23 protein-coding genes are annotated in these 24419 nt (G+C 49.0%); 12 read left to right on the top strand and 11 right to left on the bottom strand.

Translation table 11 applies throughout. The features are described 5' to 3' along the window. Positions 1-37: 37 nt before the first annotated feature. Together metG and FOC66_RS08740 are read left to right on the top strand one after the other, a co-directional pair. Positions 38-2095, top strand: coding sequence for a methionine--tRNA ligase (gene metG / locus FOC66_RS08745; protein ID WP_003747786.1), 2058 nt, complete (start codon positions 38-40; stop codon positions 2093-2095). 27 nt (positions 2096-2122) lie between these two features. After that, the gene (locus FOC66_RS08740) at positions 2123-2317 is read left to right on the top strand and encodes a hypothetical protein (RefSeq protein ID WP_003747785.1); all 195 of its coding nucleotides are present in this window, start codon (positions 2123-2125) and stop codon (positions 2315-2317) included. A gap of 109 nt (positions 2318-2426) precedes the next feature. Here the strand turns inward: FOC66_RS08740 and rsgA are convergent, their stop codons facing one another. Continuing rightward, positions 2427-3293 (bottom strand): ribosome small subunit-dependent GTPase A, encoded by an 867-nt coding sequence (rsgA, locus tag FOC66_RS08735; protein ID WP_003747784.1) that lies wholly within the window; start codon positions 3291-3293, stop codon positions 2427-2429. Between the two features lie 151 nt (positions 3294-3444). On the opposite strand from rsgA, the gene FOC66_RS08730 reads away from it, so the two are divergent. The 5 genes from FOC66_RS08730 (at position 3445) to FOC66_RS08710 (ending at position 8290) form a co-directional block, all read left to right on the top strand. Further along, complete coding sequence (locus FOC66_RS08730; RefSeq protein ID WP_003747778.1) at positions 3445-4062, top strand: tellurite resistance TerB family protein; 618 nt, start codon at positions 3445-3447, stop codon at positions 4060-4062. A gap of 99 nt (positions 4063-4161) precedes the next feature. After that, the gene (locus tag FOC66_RS08725; RefSeq protein WP_003747776.1) at positions 4162-5082 is read left to right on the top strand and encodes a patatin-like phospholipase family protein; all 921 of its coding nucleotides are present in this window, start codon (positions 4162-4164) and stop codon (positions 5080-5082) included. Positions 5083-5190: 108 nt separating this feature from the next. Further along, on the top strand, positions 5191-7047 hold the full coding sequence (locus tag FOC66_RS08720; protein ID WP_003747773.1) for a ribonuclease catalytic domain-containing protein: 1857 nt from the start codon (positions 5191-5193) through the stop codon (positions 7045-7047). Between the two features lie 135 nt (positions 7048-7182). After that, positions 7183-7410 carry an exodeoxyribonuclease VII small subunit gene (locus tag FOC66_RS08715; RefSeq protein WP_003681131.1) on the top strand — a complete coding sequence of 76 codons (228 nt, stop codon included), beginning with the start codon at positions 7183-7185 and terminating at the stop codon, positions 7408-7410. Continuing rightward, the gene (locus tag FOC66_RS08710) at positions 7394-8290 is read left to right on the top strand and encodes a polyprenyl synthetase family protein (RefSeq protein WP_003747772.1); all 897 of its coding nucleotides are present in this window, start codon (positions 7394-7396) and stop codon (positions 8288-8290) included. The genes FOC66_RS08715 and FOC66_RS08710 overlap by 17 nt, the downstream gene beginning before the upstream one ends. A 157-nt stretch (positions 8291-8447) precedes the next feature. Here FOC66_RS08710 and ftsY read toward each other — a convergent pair whose 3' ends face one another. After that, positions 8448-9980 (bottom strand): signal recognition particle-docking protein FtsY, encoded by a 1533-nt coding sequence (ftsY, locus tag FOC66_RS08705; RefSeq protein ID WP_003747770.1) that lies wholly within the window; start codon positions 9978-9980, stop codon positions 8448-8450. A gap of 145 nt (positions 9981-10125) precedes the next feature. On the opposite strand from ftsY, the gene msrAB reads away from it, so the two are divergent. Then, entirely contained in the window at positions 10126-11694 is a 1569-nt protein-coding gene (msrAB, locus tag FOC66_RS08700; RefSeq protein ID WP_036493918.1) for a bifunctional peptide-methionine (S)-S-oxide reductase MsrA/peptide-methionine (R)-S-oxide reductase MsrB, read from the top strand. Between the two features lie 130 nt (positions 11695-11824). On the opposite strand, the gene purB is transcribed toward msrAB, so the two are convergent. Next, positions 11825-13195, bottom strand: a complete 1371-nt coding sequence (gene purB, locus FOC66_RS08695; RefSeq protein WP_003747766.1) for an adenylosuccinate lyase — start codon at positions 13193-13195, stop codon at positions 11825-11827. Positions 13196-13405: 210 nt separating this feature from the next. Between purB and FOC66_RS08690 the strand changes: the two genes are divergently transcribed. Further along, positions 13406-13846 (top strand): surface-adhesin E family protein, encoded by a 441-nt coding sequence (locus tag FOC66_RS08690; RefSeq protein WP_003747764.1) that lies wholly within the window; start codon positions 13406-13408, stop codon positions 13844-13846. A 388-nt stretch (positions 13847-14234) separates the two neighbouring features. Here FOC66_RS08690 and FOC66_RS08685 read toward each other — a convergent pair whose 3' ends face one another. Together FOC66_RS08685 and purD are read right to left on the bottom strand one after the other, a co-directional pair. Further along, the gene (locus FOC66_RS08685; protein ID WP_036493962.1) at positions 14235-14804 is read right to left on the bottom strand and encodes an L-threonylcarbamoyladenylate synthase; all 570 of its coding nucleotides are present in this window, start codon (positions 14802-14804) and stop codon (positions 14235-14237) included. Positions 14805-14875: 71 nt separating this feature from the next. Continuing rightward, positions 14876-16147, bottom strand: coding sequence for a phosphoribosylamine--glycine ligase (gene purD / locus FOC66_RS08680; RefSeq protein ID WP_003747760.1), 1272 nt, complete (start codon positions 16145-16147; stop codon positions 14876-14878). A gap of 140 nt (positions 16148-16287) precedes the next feature. Between purD and FOC66_RS08675 the strand changes: the two genes are divergently transcribed. Further along, a complete protein-coding gene (locus FOC66_RS08675) occupies positions 16288-16599 on the top strand; it encodes a DUF4298 domain-containing protein (RefSeq protein WP_003747758.1) in 312 nt (103 codons plus the stop codon). A 54-nt stretch (positions 16600-16653) separates the two neighbouring features. On the opposite strand, the gene FOC66_RS08670 is transcribed toward FOC66_RS08675, so the two are convergent. The 5 genes from FOC66_RS08670 to FOC66_RS08650 form a co-directional block, all read right to left on the bottom strand. Next, complete coding sequence (locus tag FOC66_RS08670) at positions 16654-17265, bottom strand: IMPACT family protein (protein WP_003747756.1); 612 nt, start codon at positions 17263-17265, stop codon at positions 16654-16656. A 61-nt stretch (positions 17266-17326) separates the two neighbouring features. Further along, a complete protein-coding gene (locus FOC66_RS08665) occupies positions 17327-18259 on the bottom strand; it encodes an electron transfer flavoprotein subunit alpha/FixB family protein (protein ID WP_003747754.1) in 933 nt (310 codons plus the stop codon). Between the two features lie 10 nt (positions 18260-18269). Continuing rightward, positions 18270-19019: an electron transfer flavoprotein subunit beta/FixA family protein gene (locus FOC66_RS08660; RefSeq protein ID WP_003747752.1), complete on the bottom strand. Its 750-nt coding sequence runs from the start codon at positions 19017-19019 to the stop codon at positions 18270-18272. 184 nt (positions 19020-19203) lie between these two features. Further along, positions 19204-20172: a lipopolysaccharide heptosyltransferase I gene (waaC, locus tag FOC66_RS08655; protein WP_003747750.1), complete on the bottom strand. Its 969-nt coding sequence runs from the start codon at positions 20170-20172 to the stop codon at positions 19204-19206. Between the two features lie 46 nt (positions 20173-20218). Then, on the bottom strand, positions 20219-20854 hold the full coding sequence (locus tag FOC66_RS08650; RefSeq protein ID WP_003747747.1) for a nicotinamidase: 636 nt from the start codon (positions 20852-20854) through the stop codon (positions 20219-20221). A 170-nt stretch (positions 20855-21024) separates the two neighbouring features. On the opposite strand from FOC66_RS08650, the gene tsaA reads away from it, so the two are divergent. Next, entirely contained in the window at positions 21025-21699 is a 675-nt protein-coding gene (gene tsaA, locus FOC66_RS08645) for a tRNA (N6-threonylcarbamoyladenosine(37)-N6)-methyltransferase TrmO (protein ID WP_003747745.1), read from the top strand. Between the two features lie 95 nt (positions 21700-21794). Here tsaA and gap read toward each other — a convergent pair whose 3' ends face one another. Then, positions 21795-22799 carry a type I glyceraldehyde-3-phosphate dehydrogenase gene (gap, locus tag FOC66_RS08640; RefSeq protein WP_003747744.1) on the bottom strand — a complete coding sequence of 335 codons (1005 nt, stop codon included), beginning with the start codon at positions 22797-22799 and terminating at the stop codon, positions 21795-21797. A 649-nt stretch (positions 22800-23448) separates the two neighbouring features. Between gap and lpxC the strand changes: the two genes are divergently transcribed. Further along, positions 23449-24363: a UDP-3-O-acyl-N-acetylglucosamine deacetylase gene (gene lpxC / locus FOC66_RS08635; RefSeq protein WP_003747742.1), complete on the top strand. Its 915-nt coding sequence runs from the start codon at positions 23449-23451 to the stop codon at positions 24361-24363. Positions 24364-24419: the final 56 nt, after the last annotated feature.

Here is a 24419-nt window from a genome sequence, read left to right as displayed (position 1 = left end):
CCAACATCTTTATCCATTGTTTTCCCAAGCATAAACCATGACACGCAAAATCCTCGTTACCTCCGCGCTGCCCTATGCCAACGGCAGCATCCACCTCGGCCACATGGTCGAACACATCCAAACCGATGTTTGGGTACGCTTCCAAAAACTGCGCGGCCACGAATGCTACTACTGCTGCGCCGATGACACCCACGGCACGCCTGTAATGCTTGCCGCGCAAAAACAAGGTATCGCGCCCGAAGACATGATTGCCAAAGTGCGCGAAGAGCACCTCGCCGACTTTACCGGTTTTTTCATCGGCTACGACAATTATTACAGCACCCATTCTCCTGAAAACAAACAGTTTTCCGAACAAATTTACCGCGCGCTGAAAGCCAACGGCAAGATTGAGAGCCGCGTCATCAAGCAGCTTTTTGACCCCGAAAAACAAATGTTCCTGCCCGACCGCTTCGTCAAAGGCGAATGCCCCAAATGCCACGCCCAAGACCAATACGGCGACAACTGCGAAGTCTGCGGCACGACCTATTCCCCGACCGAACTGATCAACCCGTATTCTGCCGTTTCCGGTGCCAAACCCGAATTGCGCGAATCCGAACACTTCTTTTTCAAACTGGGCGAATGCGCCGACTTCCTCAAAGCCTGGACTTCCGGCAACAACCCGCACGACGGCAAGCCCCATCTGCAAGCCGAAGCCCTCAACAAAATGAAAGAATGGCTGGGCGAAGGCGAAGAAACCACCCTGTCCGACTGGGACATTTCCCGCGACGCGCCGTATTTCGGTTTTGAAATCCCCGACGCGCCGGGCAAATACTTCTACGTCTGGCTGGACGCGCCCGTCGGCTACATGGCGTCGTTTAAAAACCTGTGCGACCGCATCGGCATCGATTTCGACGAATACTTCAAAGCCGACAGTCAAACCGAGATGTACCACTTCATCGGCAAAGACATCCTCTATTTCCACGCCCTGTTCTGGCCCGCCATGCTGCATTTCTCCGGCCACCGCGCCCCGACCGGCGTGTACGCACACGGCTTCCTGACCGTGGACGGGCAAAAAATGTCCAAATCGCGCGGCACCTTCATCACCGCCAAATCCTATCTGGAACAAGGCCTGAACCCCGAGTGGATGCGCTACTACATTGCCGCCAAACTCAACAGCAAAATCGAAGACATCGATTTGAACCTGCAGGACTTTATCAGCCGCGTCAACAGCGACCTCGTCGGCAAATACGTCAACATCGCCGCCCGCGCATCAGGTTTCATCGCCAAACGCTTTGAAGGCCGTCTGAAAGACGTTGCCGACAGCGAATTGCTGGCAAAACTGACTGCGCAAAGCGAAGCCATTGCTGAATGCTACGAAAGCCGTGAATACGCCAAAGCCCTGCGCGACATCATGGCCTTGGCAGACATTGTCAACGAATACGTTGATGCCAACAAACCTTGGGAACTGGCCAAACAAGAAGGCCAAGACGAACGCCTGCACGAAGTATGCAGCGAGCTCATCAACGCCTTTACCATGTTGACCGCCTACCTCGCCCCCGTATTGCCGAAAGTGGCCGAAAACGCCGCCAAATTCCTAAATTTGGAAGCCATCACTTGGGCAAATACACGCGAAACCTTAGGCGAACACGCCATCAACAAGTACGAACATTTAATGCAACGAGTGGAGCAAAAACAAGTGGACGATTTAATCGAAGCCAACAAACAAAGCATCACCGCCACAGCCGCGCCTGCCGCCGAAGAGAGCAAATACGAAAAAGTCGCCGAACAAGCGAGCTTCGACGATTTCATGAAAATCGACATGCGCGTCGCCAAAGTATTGAACTGCGAAGCCGTCGAAGGCAGCACCAAACTCTTAAAATTCGACCTCGATTTCGGTTTTGAAAAACGCATCATCTTCTCCGGCATCGCCGCGTCTTATCCCAACCCCGCCGAATTGAACGGCCGCATGGTCATCGCCGTCGCCAACTTCGCCCCGCGCAAAATGGCAAAATTCGGCGTATCCGAAGGCATGATTTTGAGTGCCGCCACCGCCGAGGGCAAACTGAAGCTCCTCGATGTCGATGTCGGCGCGCAGCCCGGGGATAAAGTGGGCTAAGCCTTAGCCAAACCATAAGGAGAAACCATGTTAAACCTTTCCGCACCGGTACTTAAAGAAATTGAGTTGCTTAATGATGCAGGCTTATCGGTTGGCGCTATTATTACAGTATTGCGTCTGAAGTTTCCGGTAGAGCTCCATGATCGGGAGGACAAACAAATTGAAGAAGCCGTGCTTCTCATGATCAATCCGCCACGAAAAGCACCGTCTCTTTCCCGCTAAGGTACCGATACTGGTTGAAAGGTAAATTTGGTTATACTTCAACAAAAGGCCGTCTGAAAATTTCAGACGGCCTTTTTATTTATCCAAACGCTTAGTTTCCGTTCAATCTTTATCTCAACAATTCATCGGTAACGCGTTGCAGAAATTCGATGCGCTCGGGTTTGGCTTCACCTGATTCGGCAGCGGCTTTGACGGCGCAGCCGGGTTCGGCGCGGTGGGTGCAGTTGTGGAAACGGCACTGACCGATAAGGTGGCGCAGGTCAGGGAAGTATTGTAATAAATCGGCAGCTTGGAGATGGTGCAGGCCGAATTCTTGCAGGCCGGGGGAGTCGATGAGTCGGGTTTCTGCGTTTAAATCGTAGAGTTGGGCGTGGGTGGTGGTGTGTTTGCCGGAGTCGAGCGCGGTGGAAATGTCGCCGGTTCGGGCGGCTTGGTTGCCGAGTAGGGCGTTGGTCAGGGTGGATTTGCCCATGCCGCTTTGTCCGAGCAGGATGTTGGTTTGCCCTTCTAAAATGGGACGCAGGATGTCGGCGTTTTCCAATGCGTTGGTTTCGACTACGGGGTAGCCGAGGGTTTCGTAGAATTTGAGTTTCTCGCGCCATTGGGCGGTTTCGGGAAGGTCGGCTTTATTGAGGACGATGACGGCATTAATGCCGGCCGCTTCGGCTGCGAGGAGGGCGCGTTGCAACAGGGCTTCGCTGGGTGAGGGGCTGGCGGCGGTTACGATGAGCAGTTGGGTAACGTTGGCGGCAATCAGTTTGGTTTTCCATGCGTCTTGGCGGTAGAGCAGGCTTTCGCGCGGGAGGTAGTCTTCAATCACGACTTGTTCGCCGTTGATGGGGCTGATGCGGACTTGGTCGCCGCAGGCGAAATCGACGCGTTTTTTGCGGGTGGTGGCGTCATATGTTTGGCCGTCGGGGGTGCGGACAATATAGCGGCGGCCATAGCTGGTAATGATTTGGGCGGTATCGGTCATGATGGGGTTTATTGTTTGGAATGGTGTGATTGTACCGAAAGTCGGCTATGGCCGTCTGAAAACTTGTTTGCACCTTTTAACTTTCTTTGGCTTGGTTTTTGGGTGTTTCTACTCTATATTTGCAATGTATTGGTTTTCAGGAGATTTTTTTATGGATTTCAGTCAGTTGCTCAATCAGGTTTTGGGTGCGGCTCAAAAAGGCGGCAAAGCGGTGGCGGACAGCCCGCTCAATTCTTTCGGCGGCGGCGCGCTGACGGGTGCTTTGGCATCGATGCTGTTGAAAAAGAAAAACGCAAAGAAGCTGGTCAAGGCCGGCTCGGTCGCCGCTTTGGGTTTTCTGGCTTATAAAGGCTATCAAAACTGGAAACAAAACCAGCAGCAGGACGAATTGCCGCAAAGTGTGTTCCAACCTGCCGGCCTGATTGGTGAAAACCACAGCCGTGTGATTTTGCAAACGATGATTGCGGCGGCGGCTTCAGACGGCCTGATTGACGATGCGGAACGCGCGGCCATTGAGCGTGAAAGCGGCAGCGATGCGGAAACGGCGGCATGGCTGCAGGCGGAATATGCGCAACCGGCCTCCATCGAGCAAATTGCCGCTTCGGTCGGCAATGACGAGGCTTTGGCAGCCGAAACTTATCTGGCGGCCCGATTGGTCTGCGCGGACTTGTCGCGCAAGGAAATCGTGTTCCTGAGCCGTTTGTCCCAAGCTTTGAATTTGGACGACCAACTGGTCGAAAGTTTGGAAAAACAGCTCGAATTGGCTTAAGCCGGATTTAAAAGGCCGTCTGAATCCTAATTTCAGACGGCCTTTCGACTTAATTTCAGAGTAAAATAACCCTTTCGACATATTAAAGGCTGTCTGAACATGAATAAACTTTTTTCCACATTCAAAACGTTTTTAGCCGCTTCGTCCGTCTTGGTATTGGCTGCCTGTCCGAGCGGCAACGCGCCGCAATCCAAACCTTCTGCGCAGGGTCAAAATACGGTTTCGCATACTGCACCTAAACCGAAAGCCACGGTTGCGCTGGCTTTGGGCGGCGGCGCATCCAAAGGCTTTGCCCATATCGGGATTATTAAGGTTTTGAAAGAAAACAATATTCCGATCAAAATCGTTACCGGCACATCCGCAGGCTCGATTGTCGGCAGTATGTACGCTTCGGGAATGTCGCCCGACCGCCTCGAATTGGAAGCGGAAATTTTGGGTAAAACCGATTTGGTGGATTTGACCTTGTCCACCAGCGGCTTCATCAAAGGCGAAAAACTGCAAAACTACATCAACCGTAAAGTCGGCAACCGCCCGATGCAGCAGTTCCCCATCAAATTTGCCGCCGTTGCAACCGATTTTGAAAGCGGCAAACCGGTGGTGTTCAACGTAGGCAATGCCGGACAGGCCGTCCGCGCTTCTGCTTCGATTCCGAACGTGTTCCAACCAGTCGTTATCGGCAGCCGCAAATATGTGGACGGCGGCCTGTCGCAGCCCGTACCGGTCAGCGCGGCGAAAAAACTGGGGGCAAACTTCATCATTGCCGTCGATATTTCCGCCCGTCCGGCCAAAAACGTCAGCCAAGGCATGTTCTCCTATCTTGACCAAACCATCAACGTGATGAGCCAAACCGCCTTGCGCCAAGAATTGGGCCAAGCCAATGTGGTCATCAAACCGCAGGTTTTGGAGCTGGGCTCGATTGGCGGCTTCGACCAAAAACAACGCGCCATCCAATTGGGCGAACAGGCCGCACGCACTGCCCTGCCTGAAATCAAACGCAAACTGGCGGCATATCAGTATTAATCATCCGCCGTTTGAACAGGCCGTCTGAAAGTATGTTTTTCAGACGGCCTTTCTTGTGCAAATCTGCTAAAATCACGCGTTTCCTACAAATCATAAAATCCTAAAAAAATGAATATCTTTTACGAAGAGTCCGGCCAATTCAAAGTTGCCTCCATCGTCCAAAAAAACGACGCCACCTACCAAGTCGATACCCAACACGGCAAACGCACCAAAGTGAAGGCAAATAATGTCTTTGCCGAGTTTGACGGCGATATGGCGGCGTTTTTGGAGAACGCGCAGACACAGGCGGCGGACATCGACACCGATTTATTGTGGGAAGTATGCGGCGAAGAGGAGTTTACCGCTGAGGCGATTGCCGAAGAATATTTCGGCCATGCACCGACCAAAACCGAGCTGGCGGCGACCTTGATTGCGCTTTACGCCGCGCCGATGTATTTCTACAAAAAAGCCAAAGGCGTGTTCAAAGCCGCGCCTGAAGAAACTTTGAAACAGGCGCTTGCCGCCATCGAACGCAAAAAACAACAAGACGCGCAAATTGACGCTTGGGCGGAAGCCTTAAAACGCGGCGAGATGCCGTCTGAAATCGCGGCGGATTTGAAAACCATCCTGCATGCGCCCGACAAGCAGTCGCTGACCTATAAAGCCTTTACCAAAGCCGCCGACGCGCTGAAAATCTCTGCCTACGAACTGGCGAAAAAGACAGGCGGCATTACGTCCATTCCCCAATACCTGCAAGACGGGTTTGAAATCAAATACTTCCCCAAAGGAACAGGTTTCCCCGATCTTCCGCTTCCTGAAATGCCCGACCTGCCCAAGGCCGATGTTACCGCCTTTTCCATTGACGACGAATCAACCACCGAAGTCGATGACGCTTTGAGCCTGACCGACTTGGGCAACGGCATGAAACGCGTCGGCATCCACATTGCCGCGCCGTCGCTTGCCGTTAAACCGGGCGACAAAATGGCAAAAAACATCATGGAACGCTTGAGCACGGTTTATTTCCCCGGCGGCAAAATCACCATGCTGCCCGAAAACTGGATTGCCGCGTTCAGCCTTGATGCGGGCGCGTACCGCCCTGCCGTCAGCATTTATTTTGATGTGGACGGCGAGTTCAACGTCGGCGAGCCAACCTGCAAAATCGAAGCGGTCAACATCGCCGAAAACCTGCGCATTCAAGCCATCGAACCGCATTTCAACGCCGAAACCGGCTTGGACGAAGCCGGCGAAATGATGTTTGCCCACCATCAAGACCTGATTTGGTTCTATCAATTCGCCATCGCCCTGCAAAAAGCGCGCGGCAAATACGAGCCCGACCGCGCGCCGCAATACGATTACAGCATCGAATTAGATGAGGAAGGCAACGTATCCGTCGTCCGCCGCGAACGCGGTTCGCCCATCGATACGCTGGTCAGCGAGATGATGATTCTTGCCAACAGCACTTGGGCGCAAATGCTGGACAAAAACGAGCTGCCCGGCCTTTTCCGCGTCCAACCGGCAGGCAAAGTGCGCATGAGCACCAAATCCGAACCGCACATCGGCATGGGCGTGCAGCATTACGGCTGGTTCACCTCGCCGCTGCGCCGCGCCGCCGACTACATCAACCAAAAGCAGCTGATCAGCCTGATCGACGACACTGCCGAGCCGCTGTACCAAAACAGCGATGCCGAGCTTTTCGCCGCGCTGCGCGACTTTGATGCCGCCTATACAGCCTACGCCGACTTCCAACGCCAAATGGAAGCCTACTGGAGCCTCGTCTATCTGCAACAGCAAGGCACGAGCGAGCTGACGGCTACCATCCTCAAAGAAGACCTCGTCCGCATTGAGGGGCTGCCGCTGGTAACGCGCGCGACCGGTATTCCGTTTGACGCGCTGCCCAAATCGCAGGCATTGTTCAAAATCACTGAATTGGATGCCGAGAAGCAGTTTATCGCACTCAACTATCAAAAAGCCGTTTTACCGGGCTGATAACGTTATTCCGTTTGAAAAAAGGCCGTCTGAACGAAGAAACAGAAATCTTCGATTTCGTTTTCATCCCTGTTCAGACGGCCTTAATCATCTAAAAATGCTACAATTCCCCTTTTCTGCCCATCATTTCAAACCATGAAAAAAAACGCCCCCCAATCCTTTGAAGAAGCCTTATCCCGCCTCGAAACCCTGACCCAGGCCATGCAAAGCAGCGAAATGCCGCTGGAAGATGCTTTGGCCGCCTATCAGGAAGGCAACGAATTGGTCCGATACTGCCAAACCAAATTGGCGGAAGTTGAGCAGAAACTGCAAGTCTTGGATGCCGGCGAACTGAAGGAGTTGAACCTTGAACCCGGCGAATGAACTCAAAACATGGCAGCAAAAAGCCCAAGCGCAAACTGAATTGCTGCTGGCGCATTTCTTGCCGTATGAAAGCCAAGTGCCGCACACGCTGCACGAAGCCATGCGTTACGTTACCCTCGGCGGCGGCAAACGGCTGCGCCCGCTCTTGGTGCTTGCCGCGTCCGAATTGGGCGAAGCAAACCAAAATGCCGTTGAGCAGGCGATGGCGGCCATCGAAATGGTGCACGTCTATTCGCTGGTTCACGACGATATGCCGGCAATGGACAACGACAGCCTGCGCCGCGGCAAACCGACCTGCCATGTGCAATACGACGAAGCAACCGCCCTTTTGGTCGGCGATGCGCTGCAAACCCAAGCCTTTGATGTACTGAGCCGTCCGACAGGCCTGCCTGCCGAACGTCAGCTTGCCATGTTGTCCACGCTGGCCCAGGCATCCGGCAGCCTCGGCATGGCGGGCGGACAAGCCATCGACCTGGCCAATGTCGGCAAAGCCATGAATCAGGCCGAATTGGAACAGATGCACAGTCTCAAAACCGGCGCACTCATCCGCGCGGCCGTGGCCTTAGGCGCACTTTCCTGCCCGGACTTAACACCGGCGCAAATCCAAACCTTAGACCGCTACGCCGCCAAATTAGGCTTGGCTTTCCAAGTGATCGACGATGTATTGGACTGCGAAGCCGATACCGCCACCTTGGGCAAAACCGCCGGCAAAGACTCGGACAACGACAAACCGACCTACGTCAAACTGATGGGCCTGCAGGCCGCGCGTACTTACGCAGAAACGCTGATTGCAGAAGCCGTTGCCCTGATCGAGCCATTCGGCGGCAAAGCCCTGCGCCTGCGCCAACTGGCCGAGTTTGTTACCGCACGGAAAAACTAAACCTTGTAAATCAATAAAGGCCGTCTGAAACCTGATTTTAGGTTTCAGACGGCCTTTTTAACAGCCTGTTTGGCTGGTATCAACCGAATGCGGAATCTTTCAAAATACGGCTCAGAAATCCTCCGCAAACTGCGTTGACAAGCCTCAGCCTGTCCGTTTAATCCAATAGGGCATCCACAAACGCTTTGGCATTAAACGGACGCAAATCGTCGATGCCTTCGCCTACGCCGATGTAGCGTACGGGAACTGGGCGGTCAGAGGCAAGGGCGGCAAGGATACCGCCTTTGGCCGTACCGTCGAGCTTGGTGACGATCAGGCCGGTCAAACCCAATGCTTCGTCAAAGGCTTTCACTTGGTTGACGGCGTTTTGACCGATGTTGGCATCAAGTACAACAATGATTTCATGTGGCGCATCCGGCATGGCTTTTTGCAACACGCGTTTCACTTTTTTGATTTCTTCCATCAAATGAAGTTGCGTCGGCAGGCGGCCGGCAGTATCGGCCAGCACAATGTCGATACCGCGCGCTTTCGCGGCTTGGACGGCATCGAAGCAAACGGCGGCGGAATCACCCGTAGTTTGCGAAATCACGGTTACATTGTTGCGCTCGCCCCAAGCTTGAAGCTGCTCACGCGCGGCGGCGCGGAAAGTATCACCTGCCGCCAGCAATACAGATTTGCCCTGCGCTTGGAAGTATTTGGCCAATTTACCGATAGACGTGGTTTTACCCGCGCCATTAATACCGGCAAGCATAATCACGAAAGGCTCCTTGGTTTCCGGCAAGACCAAAGGTTTTTCCAAAGGCTTAACCAAGTCGTACAGCGCATCTTTCAGCGCGCCGCGCAATTCGTTGCCGTCTTTGAGGCCTTTGAGGCTGACACGGTCGCGCACGTCTTTCATCAAGTATTCAGTGGCTTCCATGCCCATATCGCTGGTAATCAGCACAGTTTCCAGCTCTTCGTACAAATCCTCGTCGATTTGTCCGCCGCCAAACACGCCGGCCAACGATTTTGCCATTTTGTCACGTGATTTGGTCAAGCCTTGTTTCAAACGCGCAGCCCAACTGAGCTTTTGTTCTTCTACCGGAGCAGGGGCTTCAGCCGGGGTTTCCGCAACGGCTTCTTGAACCTGTTCAACAGCTTCACTAACTGCTTCAACAGCTTCTTCTTTGCCCGCTTCGGCCTGTTCCGCTACTTCTTCAGCAGCCTCAGCCGCTTCAGACGGCATCTCGGCAACGGTTTCTTGAACCTGTTCAACAGCCTCGCTGACGGTTTCAACGGCTGCTTCTTTTGTCGCCTCAGCCTGTTCCGCTGCTTCTTCAGCAGCCTCAGCCGCTTCAGACGGCATCTCGGCAACGGTTTCTTGAACCTGTTCAACAGCCTCGCTGACGGTTTCAACAGCCGCTTCTTTTGCCGCTTCAACGTGTTCTTCCACTTTTTCGACTGTTTCAGACGGCGTTTCGGTCAAAGCTTCCCGCACCTGCTCGACGGTTTCACTGACAGTTTCAACAGCCGATTCGACAACTAATTCAATATGCCCTTTGACGCTTTCTGCTAAAGATTCGGCATCTTCTTTAATATCTTCAACTACTTGAGCAACTTCAGACTCTACTTTTGCTGCGGTTTCCTGAACTTGAGCCTCCTCAGGAGCCGGAGTTTCCTGTTTTTTCTTGCGACGGAAGAAGCTGAACATTAAATTTTCCTTTTAATTTTAGAAACTTGAAATAGGGAGTATTGTAGCGTATTTTACGTGGCAAGGTCGTCTGAAAATCAAGGTTGTCAGGTTTTGGCATTTCCAACGTCTAACAAGGCAAACCATCCATACAGGAAACATAGAGATGAAACCCCGTACCTTCTTTTCCCTTTGTGCCAAGTTCGGCTGCCTGCTTGCGCTTGGCGCCTGCTCATCCAAAATGATGGATACCGAAGCCGCAACTGTACCGCAGGCATTGTCCTCGTTGAAAACTCCTGACAACCGCCCTGCCAGTGTCTTCCTGAAAAAAGACAAACCAACCCTGATTAAATTTTGGGCAAGTTGGTGTCCTTTGTGTTTGTCCGAACTGGGGCAGACCGAAAAATGGGCGCAGGACAAGCGGTTTAGCTCCGCCAACCTGATTACCGTCGCGTCCCCCGGCTTTTTGCACGAGAAAAAAGACGGCGACTTCCAAAAATGGTATGCCGGTTTGAACTATCCCAAGCTGCCCGTCGTGACCGACAACGGCGGCACCATCGCCCAAAGCCTGAATATCGGCGTTTACCCGTCGTGGGCGTTAATCGGCAAAGACGGCGACGTGCAGCGCATCGTCAAAGGCAGCATCAACGAAGCGCAGGCATTGGCGTTAATCCGCGACCCGAATGCCGATTTAGGCCGTCTGAAAAACTCGTTCTACAAACCCGACACACAGAAAAAGGATTCAAAAATCATGAACACACGCACCATCTACCTCGCCGGCGGCTGCTTCTGGGGCTTGGAAGCCTATTTCCAACGCATAGACGGCGTGGTTGACGCAGTATCCGGCTATGCCAACGGCAAAACGGAAAACCCGAGCTACGAAGATGTGTCCTACCGCAACACGGGCCATGCCGAGACCGTCAAAGTCACCTACGATGCCGACAAACTCAGTCTAGACGACATCCTGCAATATTTCTTCCGCGTCGTTGATCCGACCAGCCTCAACAAACAAGGCAACGACATCGGCACGCAATACCGCAGCGGCGTGTACTACACCGACCCCGCCGAAAAAGCCGTCATTGCCGCCGCGCTCAAACGCGAGCAGCAAAAATACCAACAGCCCCTCGTCGTCGAAAACGAGCCGCTGCAAAACTTCTACGATGCCGAGGAATACCATCAGGACTATCTGATTAAAAACCCCAACGGCTATTGCCACATCGATATCCGCAAAGCCGACGAACCGCTACCGGGCAAAACCAAAGCCGCCCCGCAAGGCAAAGGCTTCGACGCGGCAAGGTATAAAAAGCCCAGCGATGCCGAACTCAAACGCCTTCTGACCGAAGAGCAATACCAAGTTACCCAAAACAACGCAACCGAATACGCCTTCAGTCATGAATACGACCACTTGTTCAAACCCGGTATTTATGTGGACATCGTCAGCGGCGAACCCCTGTTCAGCTCTGCCGACAAATTCGATTCCGGCTGCGGCTGGCCGAGCTTCACCCGCCCGATTAACGCCGCCGCCGTTACCGAACACGACGATTTCAGCTACAACATGCGCCGCACCGAAGTGCGCAGCCACGCCGCCGATTCGCACTTGGGACACGTCTTCGCCGACGGCCCGCAAGACAAAGGCGGCCTGCGCTATTGCATCAACGGCGCAAGTTTGAAATTCATTCCTTTGGAAGAAATGGACGCAGCCGGCTACGGCGCATTGAAAGACAAAGTGAAATAACGGATTGAATCGAAAAAGGCCGTCTGAAAGAGATTTCAGACAGCCTTTTTAATTTGTCGGATGTAGAGGGTTGGTTTCTTATCTATCAAAAAATCTCAATAACTAAGAAAGTGCACCCTACAAAAGCCTTTTAAATTCGTTTTGCCAACTCTTCGGCTTTGCCAACATACAACGCAGGGGTCAGCTCAAGTAATTTGGCTTTGGCTTCTACCGGAATTTCCAACGACTCGATAAAGAGTTTCAACACTTCAGGCGTAATGCCGTCTTTACCGCGTGTCAGGTCTTTCAGCTTTTCGTAAGGATTGGCCACGCCGTAACGACGCATGACGGTTTGAATCGGCTCGGCCAGCAGCTCCCAAGTAGCGTCCAAATCGGCAGCAAGGGCGGCAGGATTCGGTTCAAGCTTATTCAGACCGCGCAGATGGGCGGCAAAGCCCAATACGGTATAGCCCACGCCTACGCCCATATTGCGCAATACGGTGCTGTCGGTCAGGTCGCGCTGCCAACGGGAAATCGGCAGTTTTTCGGACAAAAAGCCCAATACGGCATTGGCCATACCGAGGTTACCTTCGGAGTTTTCAAAGTCGATCGGATTGACTTTGTGCGGCATGGTGGAAGAACCGACTTCGCCTGCTTTGACTTTTTGTTTGAAGTAACCCAAAGAAATATAGCCCCAAACATCGCGGTTGAAGTCGATCAGAATCGTGTTGACACGGCTGATGGCTTGGAAGAATTCCGCCATATAGTCGTGCGGCTCAATTTGAATGGTGTAGGGGTTGAAGGTCAGACCAAGGCTGATTTCAACGAAGTTACGGCAATGGGTTTCCCAATCCACATCGGGATAAGCGACCATATGGGCATTGTAGTTGCCGACTGCGCCATTGATTTTGCCGAGGAACTCTTGCGCTTGCAGGTTTTTAAACTGGCGTTGCAGGCGGTACACGACATTGGCGATTTCTTTACCCAGTGTGCTTGGTGTAGCAGGCTGGCCATGCGTGCGGCTCATCATCGGGACGGCAGCCAACTCATGCGCCATGCCGGTCAACTTCTCGATGATTTCAACCAGTTTCGGTAGCAAAACAGCCTCACGCGCTTCTTGCAGCATTAAAGCGTGGGACAGGTTGTTGATGTCTTCGCTGGTGCAGGCAAAGTGGATGAACTCGCTGGCAGCAGCCACTTCAGGCACGCCGGAGAAGCGTTCTTTAAGCCAATATTCGATGGCTTTGACGTCGTGATTGGTGGTCGCCTCAATGGCTTTGACGGCGGCGGCATCTTCAAGCGAGAAGTTTTCGATCACTTTGTCGATTTCGGCAAGCGTAAAATCGCTGAAAGCAGGAACTTCTGCAATCTTAGGCTCGGCGGCAAGGGCTTTGAGCCAGTTTAATTCAACTTTGACACGCGCACGCATCAGGCCGTATTCGGAGAAAATCGGGCGCAATGCTTCAACGGATTTGGCGTAGCGGCCATCTAATGGGGAAAGTGCAGCGATAGGGTTAATCATGTCGGATCTTCCTATGGGATGAAAACCAAATTGTTTGCAATTATACATGATTTTACACTCCAAGGCCGTCTGAAAGACAGGTTTCAGACGGCCTTTTCAGCGTATTTTTCATAAAATTCTTTTCAGAGGTTCAACTTTGCAAAATCGATTTACGATATATGCCATCTTCACGGATAATATTGGCTGACTTTCTGTAAATAATGAGGTTTTATGAATATCAAACGTTTTTCCCTAGCTGCAACCGTATTTGCGACTTTGATGTTGAGTGCCTGTGAAACAACCACCACATCGAGCGGTGGCGGCAGCTGGACCAATATCGGCACCATCTCTGAAGGCAATATCAAAGTGGCCATTGATAGAAGCAGCATTAAAAGAAATGGCGCACTGGTTACTTTCCGCGATAAAAAAACCGTTTCCAAACTGAAAGAGGAACGTTTCGTCAACACGCCGGCCTATAAAACGGCCATCGGCAGCTGGGAAATTCATTGCTCAAACAAAACCTATCGCCTGGCAGCGCTGCAACTGATGGACGAACACGGCCGGGTAATTTCCAACCAAAGCTATACGCCGACCAGCATCCGCCCAATGAGCGTCATGAGCGGCACGATTACTGAAAAACAATACGAAACTGTGTGCGGACATAAGCTTTAATCCACACTTATTCACAAAGTTACCCACAGTTTAAATATTTTAAAGGCCGTCTGAATGCTTTGAATATCAAGTTTCAGACGGCCTTTTTATGTTTTTATGGAAATTTATCTTCAAATTTATCCACAAAATTTGTTTATTCAAAAATAATTTATTACAGCGATTCATTTACACTCAAAATTTGCTTCACTCTTTGCCAGAGCATTTCACAAAATACTGCTTTATACTCTATTTACTGACTTACTATCTGCTTAATCGATCTGTATTTACAGACTGCTATACATCAAACTGGATCTGCGCTAAATGCTTTTCACAAAGATATTTCCAATCTTTTGGAAAAAATTTGCTTCTCCAAATAAATACCTTTTTCCTTTGAAAATACAATTCTTCTTTAACGCAGCCTTGCCCCTGTTTCTCCGTCAATAATCTGGCTAGGCGTTTTCTGCTTACCTATCAATCCGCCTACAACCCAGACTTTCCTACCAAACTGTCTTCTGACTTCCCTTTCCGTTTTGCACGCCCGTTTACCCGCACGATTGCATGAAGTAGAGACTAAAGGCATTTCCAAAACCTGACACAAACGCCTTGCACCTGCATGCGCCGGAACCCTGACAGCCAATTTACTGCGTCTTTTTCCTCGCAATGAGGGCAATACTTTTTTGCCGGCCGGCAATAAAAAAGTTTTCGGAGCCGGCCATGCTTCACGCAGCATGGTTTGGATATTTTCAGACGGCCTTTGTAGCAAAGGTTGCAACTGTTCCAAGCTATGCCCAATGACAATCATACCTTTGTGTTGCGGTCGTTTTTTCAGATGAATCAGTTGATTGAGTGCTTTGGGCAAAGTAGGGATACAGCCCAAGCCATAGCAAGACTCGGTAGGATAGGCGACCAAACCGCCTTTTTTAAGATGCGCCTGCAACCTGCGTTGGGCTGCAGCCGATAAAATTCTGGGGAACATCATCATATACCAAGGCCGTCTGAAACTGCGATTGTCGGACAATCTGTGTTCAGACGGCCTATTTCTATTCATTATTAACGATTGATGGCTTTATCAGCAATGTCTTTACGGTATTGCATACCGTCAAAACAGATGGTTTCCAATGCCTCATAAGCCTTACTCTTAGCTTGTGCAACATTATCGCCCAAACCGACGACACACAACACACGGCCGCCGTTGGTTACCACTTCGCCTTTTTCATTCGTTGCAGTACCGGCATGGAAAACTTTACCGATTTTATTGGCCTTATCCAAGCCAAAGATCACATCGCCTTTTTTCGGAGAATCAGGATAGTTTTGTGCGGCCAACACCACGCCTACTGCAGTCTGCGGATTCCATTCGGCAGCAACACTATCCAGTTTGCCGTCGATTGCCGCTTCAACCAAGTCCACCAAATCGCTATCCAAACGGCTCATAATCGGCTGCGTTTCAGGGTCCCCGAAACGGCAGTTGAATTCGATGGTATAAGGCGCACCGGTTTTATCAATCATCAAGCCCGCGTATAAAAAGCCGGTAAATTCATGACCTTCTGCTTTCATACCGGCCACGGTCGGCAAAATAATTTCATTCATCGCGCGCTCGTATACATCAGGCGTTACCACCGGAGCAGGGCTATATGCGCCCATACCGCCGGTATTAGGGCCTTTGTCGTCATCCAGCAGGCGTTTATGGTCTTGGCTGGTTGCCATCGGTAAAACATGATTGCCGTCCACCATAACGATAAAGCTCGCTTCCTCGCCTTGCAGGAAATCTTCAATCACGACGCGCGCGCCTGCATTGCCCATTTTATTGCCCAACAACATATCGTCGATAGCGGCATGGGCTTCATCCAAAGTCATGGCGACAATCACACCCTTACCGGCAGCCAAACCATCCGCCTTAATAACAATCGGCGCACCTTTTCGGTTGACGTAATCATGTGCCACATCGGCATTTTCAAAGGTTTGGTATTGCGCGGTTGGAATGTTATATTTTGCCATAAATGCTTTAGCAAAATCTTTTGAACTCTCCAACTGAGCCGCGTATTGAGTCGGGCCAAAAATCTTCAATCCGGCAGCACGGAAGTCATTCACCACACCCGCAGCCAAAGGCGCTTCAGGGCCGACTACGGTAAAGGCAATATTTTCATTACGGCAAAAATCAATCAAATCTTGATGCGCCGTCAACGCTATATTCTGCAGTTTAAGCTCAATTGCCGTTCCGGCATTACCAGGTGCAACAAAGACAGTTTCTACTTTAGACGACTGCGCCAATTTCCAAGCCAGTGCGTGTTCACGTCCACCATTACCAATAACGAGCAATTTCATACCATCTCCTTGAAGAATAGATGTTGTAAATAAAATTCAATCGATGGAATTATTGTTCCATCTTGCATAGCTGTTTCAAATTAAGAATAATATTGCACCAAGACAACCATACTCTAATTTCAAACAACGAAAGGAAAATCATGCAAAAACGTATTGATGAAATTCAAAGCAAATACCGCGAATGGTGCGAATTACTGCCGCAACTGGAAGCAGATATCGCCCGCTGGAAACATGCTGCAAGCCTCATGCAAGACATGGATGACTTCTATACCAACGAATACCAAGCATGCCATCAAGCCATTGAAGAAGGAGCAGATGTTGATTTGCGAACACAGGGCGAATACAGCATTATGAGCGAAGATGCCCTATGGAACGCACTGGGGGAATTTCATCAACTGGCTTGGGAGCACCTGCGTTCAAGCGTAAATGCTTTAGACAGATACCAAGGCTAAAACATCAAAGGCCGTCTGAAACTTTTGATTTCTCAAATATGTTCAGACGACCTTTTATTCAAACGGCTTCTCAGTATCTACTTCAATTTGACGCGTATTTTTCCAAGCAGCAATACAAGCTTCATAATCGGCCAACGCTATTTTCACTGTCAACTTACAATCCAGCTGCAAATCCTGTTCTACAATATCGGCCTGATATTGTTTGGCAATCCGTATAGCCTCATTCAAAACAGGATATTCACACTTCAACCAAACTGTCTTTTCGACATTCTTTTCAACAACTTCTGCTATCGCCAGTGCCTGAGCCGTTGATTCCTTATACGCATAAATCAAACCGGGAACACCCAATAGCGTACCGCCAAAATAGCGCACAACCACAACCAACACATCCGTTACGCCGACAGAATCAATCTGCCCTAGAATAGGGCGGCCTGCACTTCCGGACGGTTCTCCATCATCGTTTGCGCGAAACTGCATTCCATCTACACCCAATCGGTAAGCGTAACACCAATGTCGTGCCTTGTGATGCTCTTCCTTTAATGGGTCGAGATATTTCTTCACATCGGCTAAAGTGCGAATCGGATAGGCATATGCGATGAAGCGGCTGCCTTTATCTTTAAATTCAGCCTGTGTCGGTGTGGTAATGGTTTTATAGGTCGTAATCATGCCAAAATATTTTCAGACGGCCTTTATTATAAAAGGCCGTCTGAACGTTTCACGTGAAACATCAGTTTTTCAGTGCTTCAGTCAGTTGAGGCACAACTTCAAACAAATCACCAACCAAGCCGTAATCCGCCACATTGAAAATCGGAGCGTCAGCATCTTTGTTGATGGCAACAATCACTTTACTGTCTTGCATACCGGCAACGTGTTGGATAGCACCGGAAATACCGATAGCGAAGTACAGTTGCGGCGCCACCACTTTACCGGTTTGCCCCACTTGGGCATCATTTGGCGCATACTCGGCATCCACTGCTGCACGGGACGCACCAATCGCCGCACCCAAAACATCTGCCAAAGGAGTCAACACTTCATTGAATTTTTCAGCACTGCCCAATGCACGGCCACCGGAAACAATTACTTTAGCCTGAGTCAATTCAGGACGGTCAGATTGGGAAAGTTGACGGTTTACGAAACGGCTCAGGTTTTGAGCAGGCGTTGCCTCAACATTAACCACTTCTGCATTACCGCCTTGTCCGGCAGCATCAAATGCTGTCGCACGGAAAGTCAGCACCAGTTTTTCAGAATCGGATTGAACAGTTTCAAACGCATTACCGGCATAAATCGGACGGACAAATGTCGAGTTATCCACAACTTCGGTTAAATCCGAAACTTGTGGTACATCCAACAAGGCTGCTACTCGAGGCAGAAGATTTTTGCCAAACGCAGTTGCAGTCGCAGCCACATAGCGGTAATCCACAGCCAGTTTAACAACCAAAGGCGCCAATTCTTCTGCCAAACCTTCAGCATAATAGGACGCATCGGCTACCAAAACCTTCGCTACGCCTGCAACCTGTTTTGCCTCTTCAACGACCGCAGCAGCATTGCTGCCGGCGACCAATAAATCTACATTACCTAATTTGGCGGCAGCCGTTACCGCATGCAAAGTGGCAGGATTCAAATGTTGGTTATTATGTTCCGCGATAATCAATACGCTCATTTCATACTCCTTAGATCACTTTGGCTTCGTTTTTCAGCTTTTCAACCAACTCGGCAACATCAGCCACTTTCACACCGGCTTGACGTGCTTTAGGTTCGGCAAATTTCACGGTATTTAAACGCGGAGAAATATCCACAGCCAAATCGGCAGGACTTAATTTTTCCAAAGGTTTTTTCTTTGCCGCCATGATATTAGGAAGTTTGACAAAGCGTGGTTCGTTCAAACGCAAATCCGCACTGATGACTGCAGGCAGCTTCAACGCAACAGTCTCTTCGCCGCCGTCAATTTCACGGGTTACCAATGCCTCTTCACCTTCAATTTGCACTTTTGATGCAAAAGTACCTTGAGCCGCATTCAACAACGCAGCCAGCATTTGGGCAACTTGGTTGGCATCATCGTCAATTGCCTGTTTGCCCAGCAGTAAAACTTGCGGATTTTCTTTATCCGCAACAGCTTTCAGCAATTTTGCAACGGCCAAAGGCTCCAATTTCGCATCAGTCTCAACATGAACCGCACGGTCGGCACCCATCGCCAAAGCTGTACGCAACGTCTCTTCGCATTTTTTCTCGCCAAGAGAAACAGCAACAATCTCGCTTACTTTTCCGGCTTCTTTCAAACGGACAGCTTCTTCTACCGCGATTTCATCAAACGGGTTCATCGACATTTTGACATTACCGATATCCACATCGGAACCATCGGCTTTCACACGAACTTTGACGTTGTAGTCCACTACGCGCTTTACTGCGACCAGTGCTTTCATTCAATTCTCCTAAAAAGAATGTTCATCAAATCAAGCATACTGCTTTTGATACATTCTTTGTATAAAATCCAATCCGGTTTTCACCAACATGACAAAACCAAATTTATATAAATCTTGGCAAATAGAGCGGAATTATATCATTTCTAAAGCATTTACTCAGAAAATAAATCCAACTCCCCAACAATTATTTACCGTATACTGCAACACAATCCATTAAGGTTTGGTAAACCTCGTCAACATTGGGAATTTGAGCGATACCGCCTAAATTTTTTGCATAAACCGAAACTTGAACGCCGGTCTTGGCCGGATCTGTATCCGTATAAATTCCAACGACAGGCTTTTCCAACGCATTGGCAAGATGTAACAATCCGGTATCTACACCAATAATACCCTCTGCGTTTTTCAATAAAAATGCAGCCTGTAATAAATTCATTTTGTCGCAGACGAAAGCAAACGGTAAATCGCTTGCAATCTGTTCGGCACGCATTTTTTCGGTTTCATTTCCCCACGGCAGATATACGGTGTATCGTCGTTTTTCATTCAACTTTTTCAATAATGCACGCCAGTGTTCTACCGGCCATAATTTACTGTCGCGACTGGTTGCATGCAAAGCAACGTAATAAGGGGATTGCACATTTTTCAGACAGCCTGATTCAGGAACCGACAAACCAAACACCTGCGTTTCAGGCATTGTATAACCAAAAACTTGGGCGAATAACTCACGGTTTCGCCAAACCGCATTTTTACCTTTCGGCACGGCAAATGTTTTGTTGTACGCAAGGGCAGCCAAACTTTCACGCGCGCTGTGTTTATCTAAACCGTAAATAGGGGATTTCGCCATTTTGGCAAAGCATGCGCTTTTAATCAGTCCTTGGCTATCTAAAACAAAATCAAAAGATTCAACCTGTAAATCCGTTTTCAGATGGCCTATTTCACGCCACGTTTCAGCCTGAAAAAGGTGCTTGCGCCATTGCCGCCATTTCATTACATGAACTTTTTTGACAAAAGGATGTAAGCGGGCAATATCTGCAAACCCTGCCTCACACAGCCAATGGAGCTCTACCTCAGGACATTGTCGCGCCAAATCTTCAACTGCGGGCAACGTATGAATTAAATCGCCCATACTGGACAAGCGGACAAGTAAAATCTTCATATTTTGGAAAATGTTTCACGTGAAACAACAGAATTTTAAATATAATTTATTGATTATTAATGTATTTTTTTATTTCTTCGGCGTTTTCTAAAATAATGGCTCCGGCAGAATGCATTTCACGCCATGCAGATTCAACCGTTTCCGGAGCAATACCTCGGCAAGCCGCCTGATTGACGATGACTTTCCAAGCCCCGCCTTTAAGCAACTGTAAAACCGTTGTCTTCACACAATAATCCGTTGCCAAGCCGCCGACAATAACTGTATCTGCATTTTGACAGCGCAACCATTCGATCAAACCTGTACTGAGCTTTTCTTCAATATCGTGAAAACATGCGCCGTAAGGGTGTAACTCAGGATCGACGCCTTTCCAAACACAATAATCGTATTCCTTGGCTGAAGGCAGGCCATCCAACAACTCATAGCCATATGTTCCAACCATCGCATGTGACACCCAAGTCAAATCCGCATCGGGTAAACCCGTCGGTTTTAACATATCAACAGGATTATCCACAAGCCATTTTGCCGCGACATGATGCGCATCTTTCGTCATCACGCGTAAATCCGCCAATGCGGCTTGGGCATTGAGTTCATCCGCAATCAGATGGCCTTCGGCAACAGGCAATTCTTTCGGACACAAAGGCGTAAACGTTTTTTGTGCATCTACATCGATAGAAACAATCATGGATTAATTTAACCTATTGATTTTATTTTAAATAATTTAAATTTTGCATTTGTTGCCCATGTTCGGACATTTGGAATAAATGCTTTGTATTATAACAAATTACGACTGCAAAATGTGGGAAAACATCTGTGATATGATGACAATTTGCACAGTATATTTATCCACAAATTATGTCCTATTCGATTACGCCTATTGCAACCGTTCATTCCCCCTACAAGCAAAAATTCGGCATTGCCCGCCAACCCGGCTTGGTTCCTGCGGCAGAAATTTGCATTGAACTCTCTCCTGAATTTACCGCAGACAGTGTTCGGGGCTTGGAGGATTTCGACTATGTGTGGATAAGTTTTATTTTCCACGGTGTATTGGATGAAGGTTGGGCACAAATGGTGCGTCCGCCACGGCTCGGAGGTAAACAAAAAATGGGCGTATTTGCCACGCGCAGCCCGCACCGCCCTAATCATCTCGGTTTATCCCTGCTGAAACTCGAACGCATCGAAACAGGCAAACCTGTCCGCATTTATTGCAGCGGTGCAGACCTGTTGGACGGTACCCCGGTAGTGGATATCAAACCCTACATCCCGTTTGTCGAATCCAAACCTGGCGCATCATCGGGCTTTGTCAGCGGCAAACCTGAAGAATTGAGTGTAGTCTGGGCAGAAAGTACGCTTGCGGAACATTTATCCATAGAAGAAAAACATCTTATTGAGCAAAGCATTGCCCAAGATCCCCGTCCTGCCTACCAAGATATTCCCGAACGGATTTATGTAATGAATATTGCGGATTATGAAGTGCAGTTTAGGATAGAAAACAAATGTGCCACCGTGATTAAACTATCCACAATTTGATTGCAGATTGAATCTTTCTACAAACAAAAGGCCGTCTGAAATGTTCAGACGGCCTTTGAGTTATCCACAGACTAATTGATTCAGCCCGTTATTTTTTAGATTTTGCTGGCAAAGAATTCCAAGGTACGAACCAGTTGGCAAGTGTAAGACATTTCATTGTCGTACCAAGCAACGGTTTTCACCAATTGTTTGTCGCCAACAGTCATCACGCGGGTTTGAGTCGCATCGAAGAGTGAGCCGTATTCAATACCGATGACGTCGGAAGAAACGATTTGATCTTCAGTGTAGCCGTAAGACTCGCTGGCGGCAGCTTTCATCGCAGCATTGATTTCTTCTTTGGTCACAGGACGCTCGAGAACAGAAACCAGTTCGGTCAAAGAGCCGGTAGCTACGGGAACGCGTTGGGCAGAACCATCAAGTTTGCCGTTCAATTCAGGGATAACCAAGCCGATGGCTTTAGCGGCACCGGTGCTGTTCGGTACGATATTCAAGGCAGCGGCACGGGCGCGGCGGAAGTCGCCTTTGCGGTGTGGCGCGTCAAGGGTGTTTTGGTCGCCGGTATAGGCGTGGATGGTGGTCATCAAGCCTTCGACAATACCGAATTCTTTTTGCAATACCGCAGCCATAGGAGCCAGACAGTTAGTCGTACAAGAAGCGGCGGAGATGACGGTTTCGCTGCCGTCCAAAATATCTTGGTTTACGCCGTATACAACGGTTTTCACATCATTGCCGCCAGGTGCAGAAATCACAACTTTACGCGCACCGGCACGGATATGGGCTTCCGCTTTGGTTTTATTGGTAAAGAAACCGGTACATTCGAGGACGACGTCCACACCCAGCTCGCCCCAAGGCAATTCTTCAGGATTAGGATTGGCAAATACTTTGATTTCTTTGCCGTTAACAACAATAGCGTCGTCTTTCAATTCGGCAGAGCCTTCAAAGCGGCCTTGGGTACTGTCGTATTTGAAGAGGTGCAACAGCATGTCGGCAGGAGTCAAGTCGTTAACAGCAACGACTTCGATACCTTGGGCTTTTTCAATTTGACGCAATGCCAGACGACCGATACGGCCAAAACCATTAATCGCTACTTTAATACTCATTTTGCTACTCCTTTAGATGGAATGGGAAAAATTTTTCAGTAAGGCCATTGTATCCTGAAATAAAATTACTTTCTAGAATTACATGTAATTACTTTTAAAATGTTTGATTTAAATAAACAAAACGTGAAATTCTTGCTTGTAGGAAAATATCGGATTTGTCTAAATAGTCCTGTTTTTTGGTATTTTATTTCATAAATTTCATTTTTTTATCTTAATTTTTTTGTAAGTTTATGATTTTCATAAATTTAGTTCTATTTTTCTGTATTTTGCCGTTTTTGTGCTGATAGCACAGTCTTTTCTTCAAATCATAGTATTTAAATTTTTAAAACGATGATTTTGATGATGGTCCCGATCCTTTGTGGATAACAGAATATTTTTCTTTAAAACCAATCCAATAATCAATTTTTATCTTTGAGGCAAACCCTAACTGAATGTCGGAATAAAAAAGGATAAAATCTTAGTTTACCTATTTACCTGTGGATAAAAACCAAATTACCCACTTCAATTTCACACACCCTTGTGGATAATTCAAAACGTGAAGTTCATCCCTGCAAAACGTCCATATTGGCAAATACTATTAAAAATGATGGCTTGTTTTTTCCTTTTTAACGTATCATTTGTCCATCAGACTTTTTAAAAGGAAGCAAATATGCTGCAACGGACTTTAGCCAAATCAGTAAGCGTTACCGGCGTTGGCCTGCATTCGGGCGAAAGGGTCGCTCTGACTTTGCATCCTGCCGAAGAAAACAGCGGTATTTCGTTCCGCCGTACTGATTTGAGCGGGGAAATGGGCGAAGTCATCCAATTGAATCCTTATTTGATCAACGATACCCGCCTCTCTTCAACCATTGTTACCGATAAGGGCGTGCGCATCGGTACGATTGAACACATTATGTCGGCTCTGTCTGCCTACGGCATCGACAATGCCTTGATTGAATTGAACGCACCCGAAATTCCGATTATGGACGGCTCGAGCCTGCCGTTTATTTATCTTTTGCAAGATGCGGGCGTTGTCGATCAAAAAGCCCAAAAACGTTTTTTAAAAATCCTCAAACCTATTGAAATCAAAGAAACCGGAAAATGGGTGCGCTTTACACCTTACGACGGCTTTAAAGTTACTTTAACCATCGAATTCGACCATCCGGTTTTCAACCGCAGCTCGCCCACTTTTGAGATTGATTTTGCAGGAAAATCCTATATCGATGAAATTGCCCGCGCCCGTACCTTCGGCTTTATGCACGAAGTGGAAATGATGCGCGCTCATAATCTCGGACTGGGCGGCAATTTGAACAACGCTATTGTGATTGACGACATGGACGTTTTGAATCCGGAAGGTTTGCGCTATCCCGATGAATTTGTCCGCCACAAAATCCTGGATGCCATCGGCGATTTGTACATTGTCGGCCATCCGATTATCGGCGCATTTGAAGGTTACAAATCAGGTCATGCCATCAATAATGCGCTGTTGCGTGCCGTTTTGGCAGACGAAACGGCTTACGAATGGGTTGAGTTTGCCGATGACGAAGAATTGCCCACCGCTTTTCACGAGCTGCCGGCAGCCTGATAAAAAATAGATAAAGCAGTCCAATGAGAAGGCCGTCTGAAAGGTTCAGACGGCCT

Source organism: Neisseria mucosa, from assembly GCF_013267835.1.
Taxonomy (GTDB): domain Bacteria; phylum Pseudomonadota; class Gammaproteobacteria; order Burkholderiales; family Neisseriaceae; genus Neisseria.
Note: the sequence above shows the minus strand (reverse complement) of the source record. Positions and strands in the feature narration are given on the sequence as shown.

What these genes read in the sequence shown, in the direction of transcription:
- purB (WP_003747766.1), bottom strand. Translation starts at nt 13,195, where the DNA reads ATGATTAACCCTATCGCTGCACTTTCCCCATTAGATGGCCGCTACGCC.
- ftsY (WP_003747770.1), bottom strand. Translation starts at nt 9,980, where the DNA reads ATGTTCAGCTTCTTCCGTCGCAAGAAAAAACAGGAAACTCCGGCTCCT.
- FOC66_RS08720 (WP_003747773.1), top strand. Translation starts at nt 5,191, where the DNA reads ATGAATATCTTTTACGAAGAGTCCGGCCAATTCAAAGTTGCCTCCATC.
- FOC66_RS08660 (WP_003747752.1), bottom strand. Translation starts at nt 19,019, where the DNA reads ATGAAAGCACTGGTCGCAGTAAAGCGCGTAGTGGACTACAACGTCAAA.
- FOC66_RS08675 (WP_003747758.1), top strand. Translation starts at nt 16,288, where the DNA reads ATGCAAAAACGTATTGATGAAATTCAAAGCAAATACCGCGAATGGTGC.
- tsaA (WP_003747745.1), top strand. Translation starts at nt 21,025, where the DNA reads ATGTCCTATTCGATTACGCCTATTGCAACCGTTCATTCCCCCTACAAG.
- lpxC (WP_003747742.1), top strand. Translation starts at nt 23,449, where the DNA reads ATGCTGCAACGGACTTTAGCCAAATCAGTAAGCGTTACCGGCGTTGGC.
- waaC (WP_003747750.1), bottom strand. Translation starts at nt 20,172, where the DNA reads ATGAAGATTTTACTTGTCCGCTTGTCCAGTATGGGCGATTTAATTCAT.
- FOC66_RS08725 (WP_003747776.1), top strand. Translation starts at nt 4,162, where the DNA reads ATGAATAAACTTTTTTCCACATTCAAAACGTTTTTAGCCGCTTCGTCC.
- msrAB (WP_036493918.1), top strand. Translation starts at nt 10,126, where the DNA reads ATGAAACCCCGTACCTTCTTTTCCCTTTGTGCCAAGTTCGGCTGCCTG.
- gap (WP_003747744.1), bottom strand. Translation starts at nt 22,799, where the DNA reads ATGAGTATTAAAGTAGCGATTAATGGTTTTGGCCGTATCGGTCGTCTG.
- FOC66_RS08670 (WP_003747756.1), bottom strand. Translation starts at nt 17,265, where the DNA reads ATGATTACGACCTATAAAACCATTACCACACCGACACAGGCTGAATTT.
- FOC66_RS08730 (WP_003747778.1), top strand. Translation starts at nt 3,445, where the DNA reads ATGGATTTCAGTCAGTTGCTCAATCAGGTTTTGGGTGCGGCTCAAAAA.
- metG (WP_003747786.1), top strand. Translation starts at nt 38, where the DNA reads ATGACACGCAAAATCCTCGTTACCTCCGCGCTGCCCTATGCCAACGGC.
- FOC66_RS08650 (WP_003747747.1), bottom strand. Translation starts at nt 20,854, where the DNA reads ATGATTGTTTCTATCGATGTAGATGCACAAAAAACGTTTACGCCTTTG.
- FOC66_RS08715 (WP_003681131.1), top strand. Translation starts at nt 7,183, where the DNA reads ATGAAAAAAAACGCCCCCCAATCCTTTGAAGAAGCCTTATCCCGCCTC.
- purD (WP_003747760.1), bottom strand. Translation starts at nt 16,147, where the DNA reads ATGAAATTGCTCGTTATTGGTAATGGTGGACGTGAACACGCACTGGCT.
- rsgA (WP_003747784.1), bottom strand. Translation starts at nt 3,293, where the DNA reads ATGACCGATACCGCCCAAATCATTACCAGCTATGGCCGCCGCTATATT.
- FOC66_RS08665 (WP_003747754.1), bottom strand. Translation starts at nt 18,259, where the DNA reads ATGAGCGTATTGATTATCGCGGAACATAATAACCAACATTTGAATCCT.
- FOC66_RS08690 (WP_003747764.1), top strand. Translation starts at nt 13,406, where the DNA reads ATGAATATCAAACGTTTTTCCCTAGCTGCAACCGTATTTGCGACTTTG.
- FOC66_RS08685 (WP_036493962.1), bottom strand. Translation starts at nt 14,804, where the DNA reads ATGATGTTCCCCAGAATTTTATCGGCTGCAGCCCAACGCAGGTTGCAG.
- FOC66_RS08740 (WP_003747785.1), top strand. Translation starts at nt 2,123, where the DNA reads ATGTTAAACCTTTCCGCACCGGTACTTAAAGAAATTGAGTTGCTTAAT.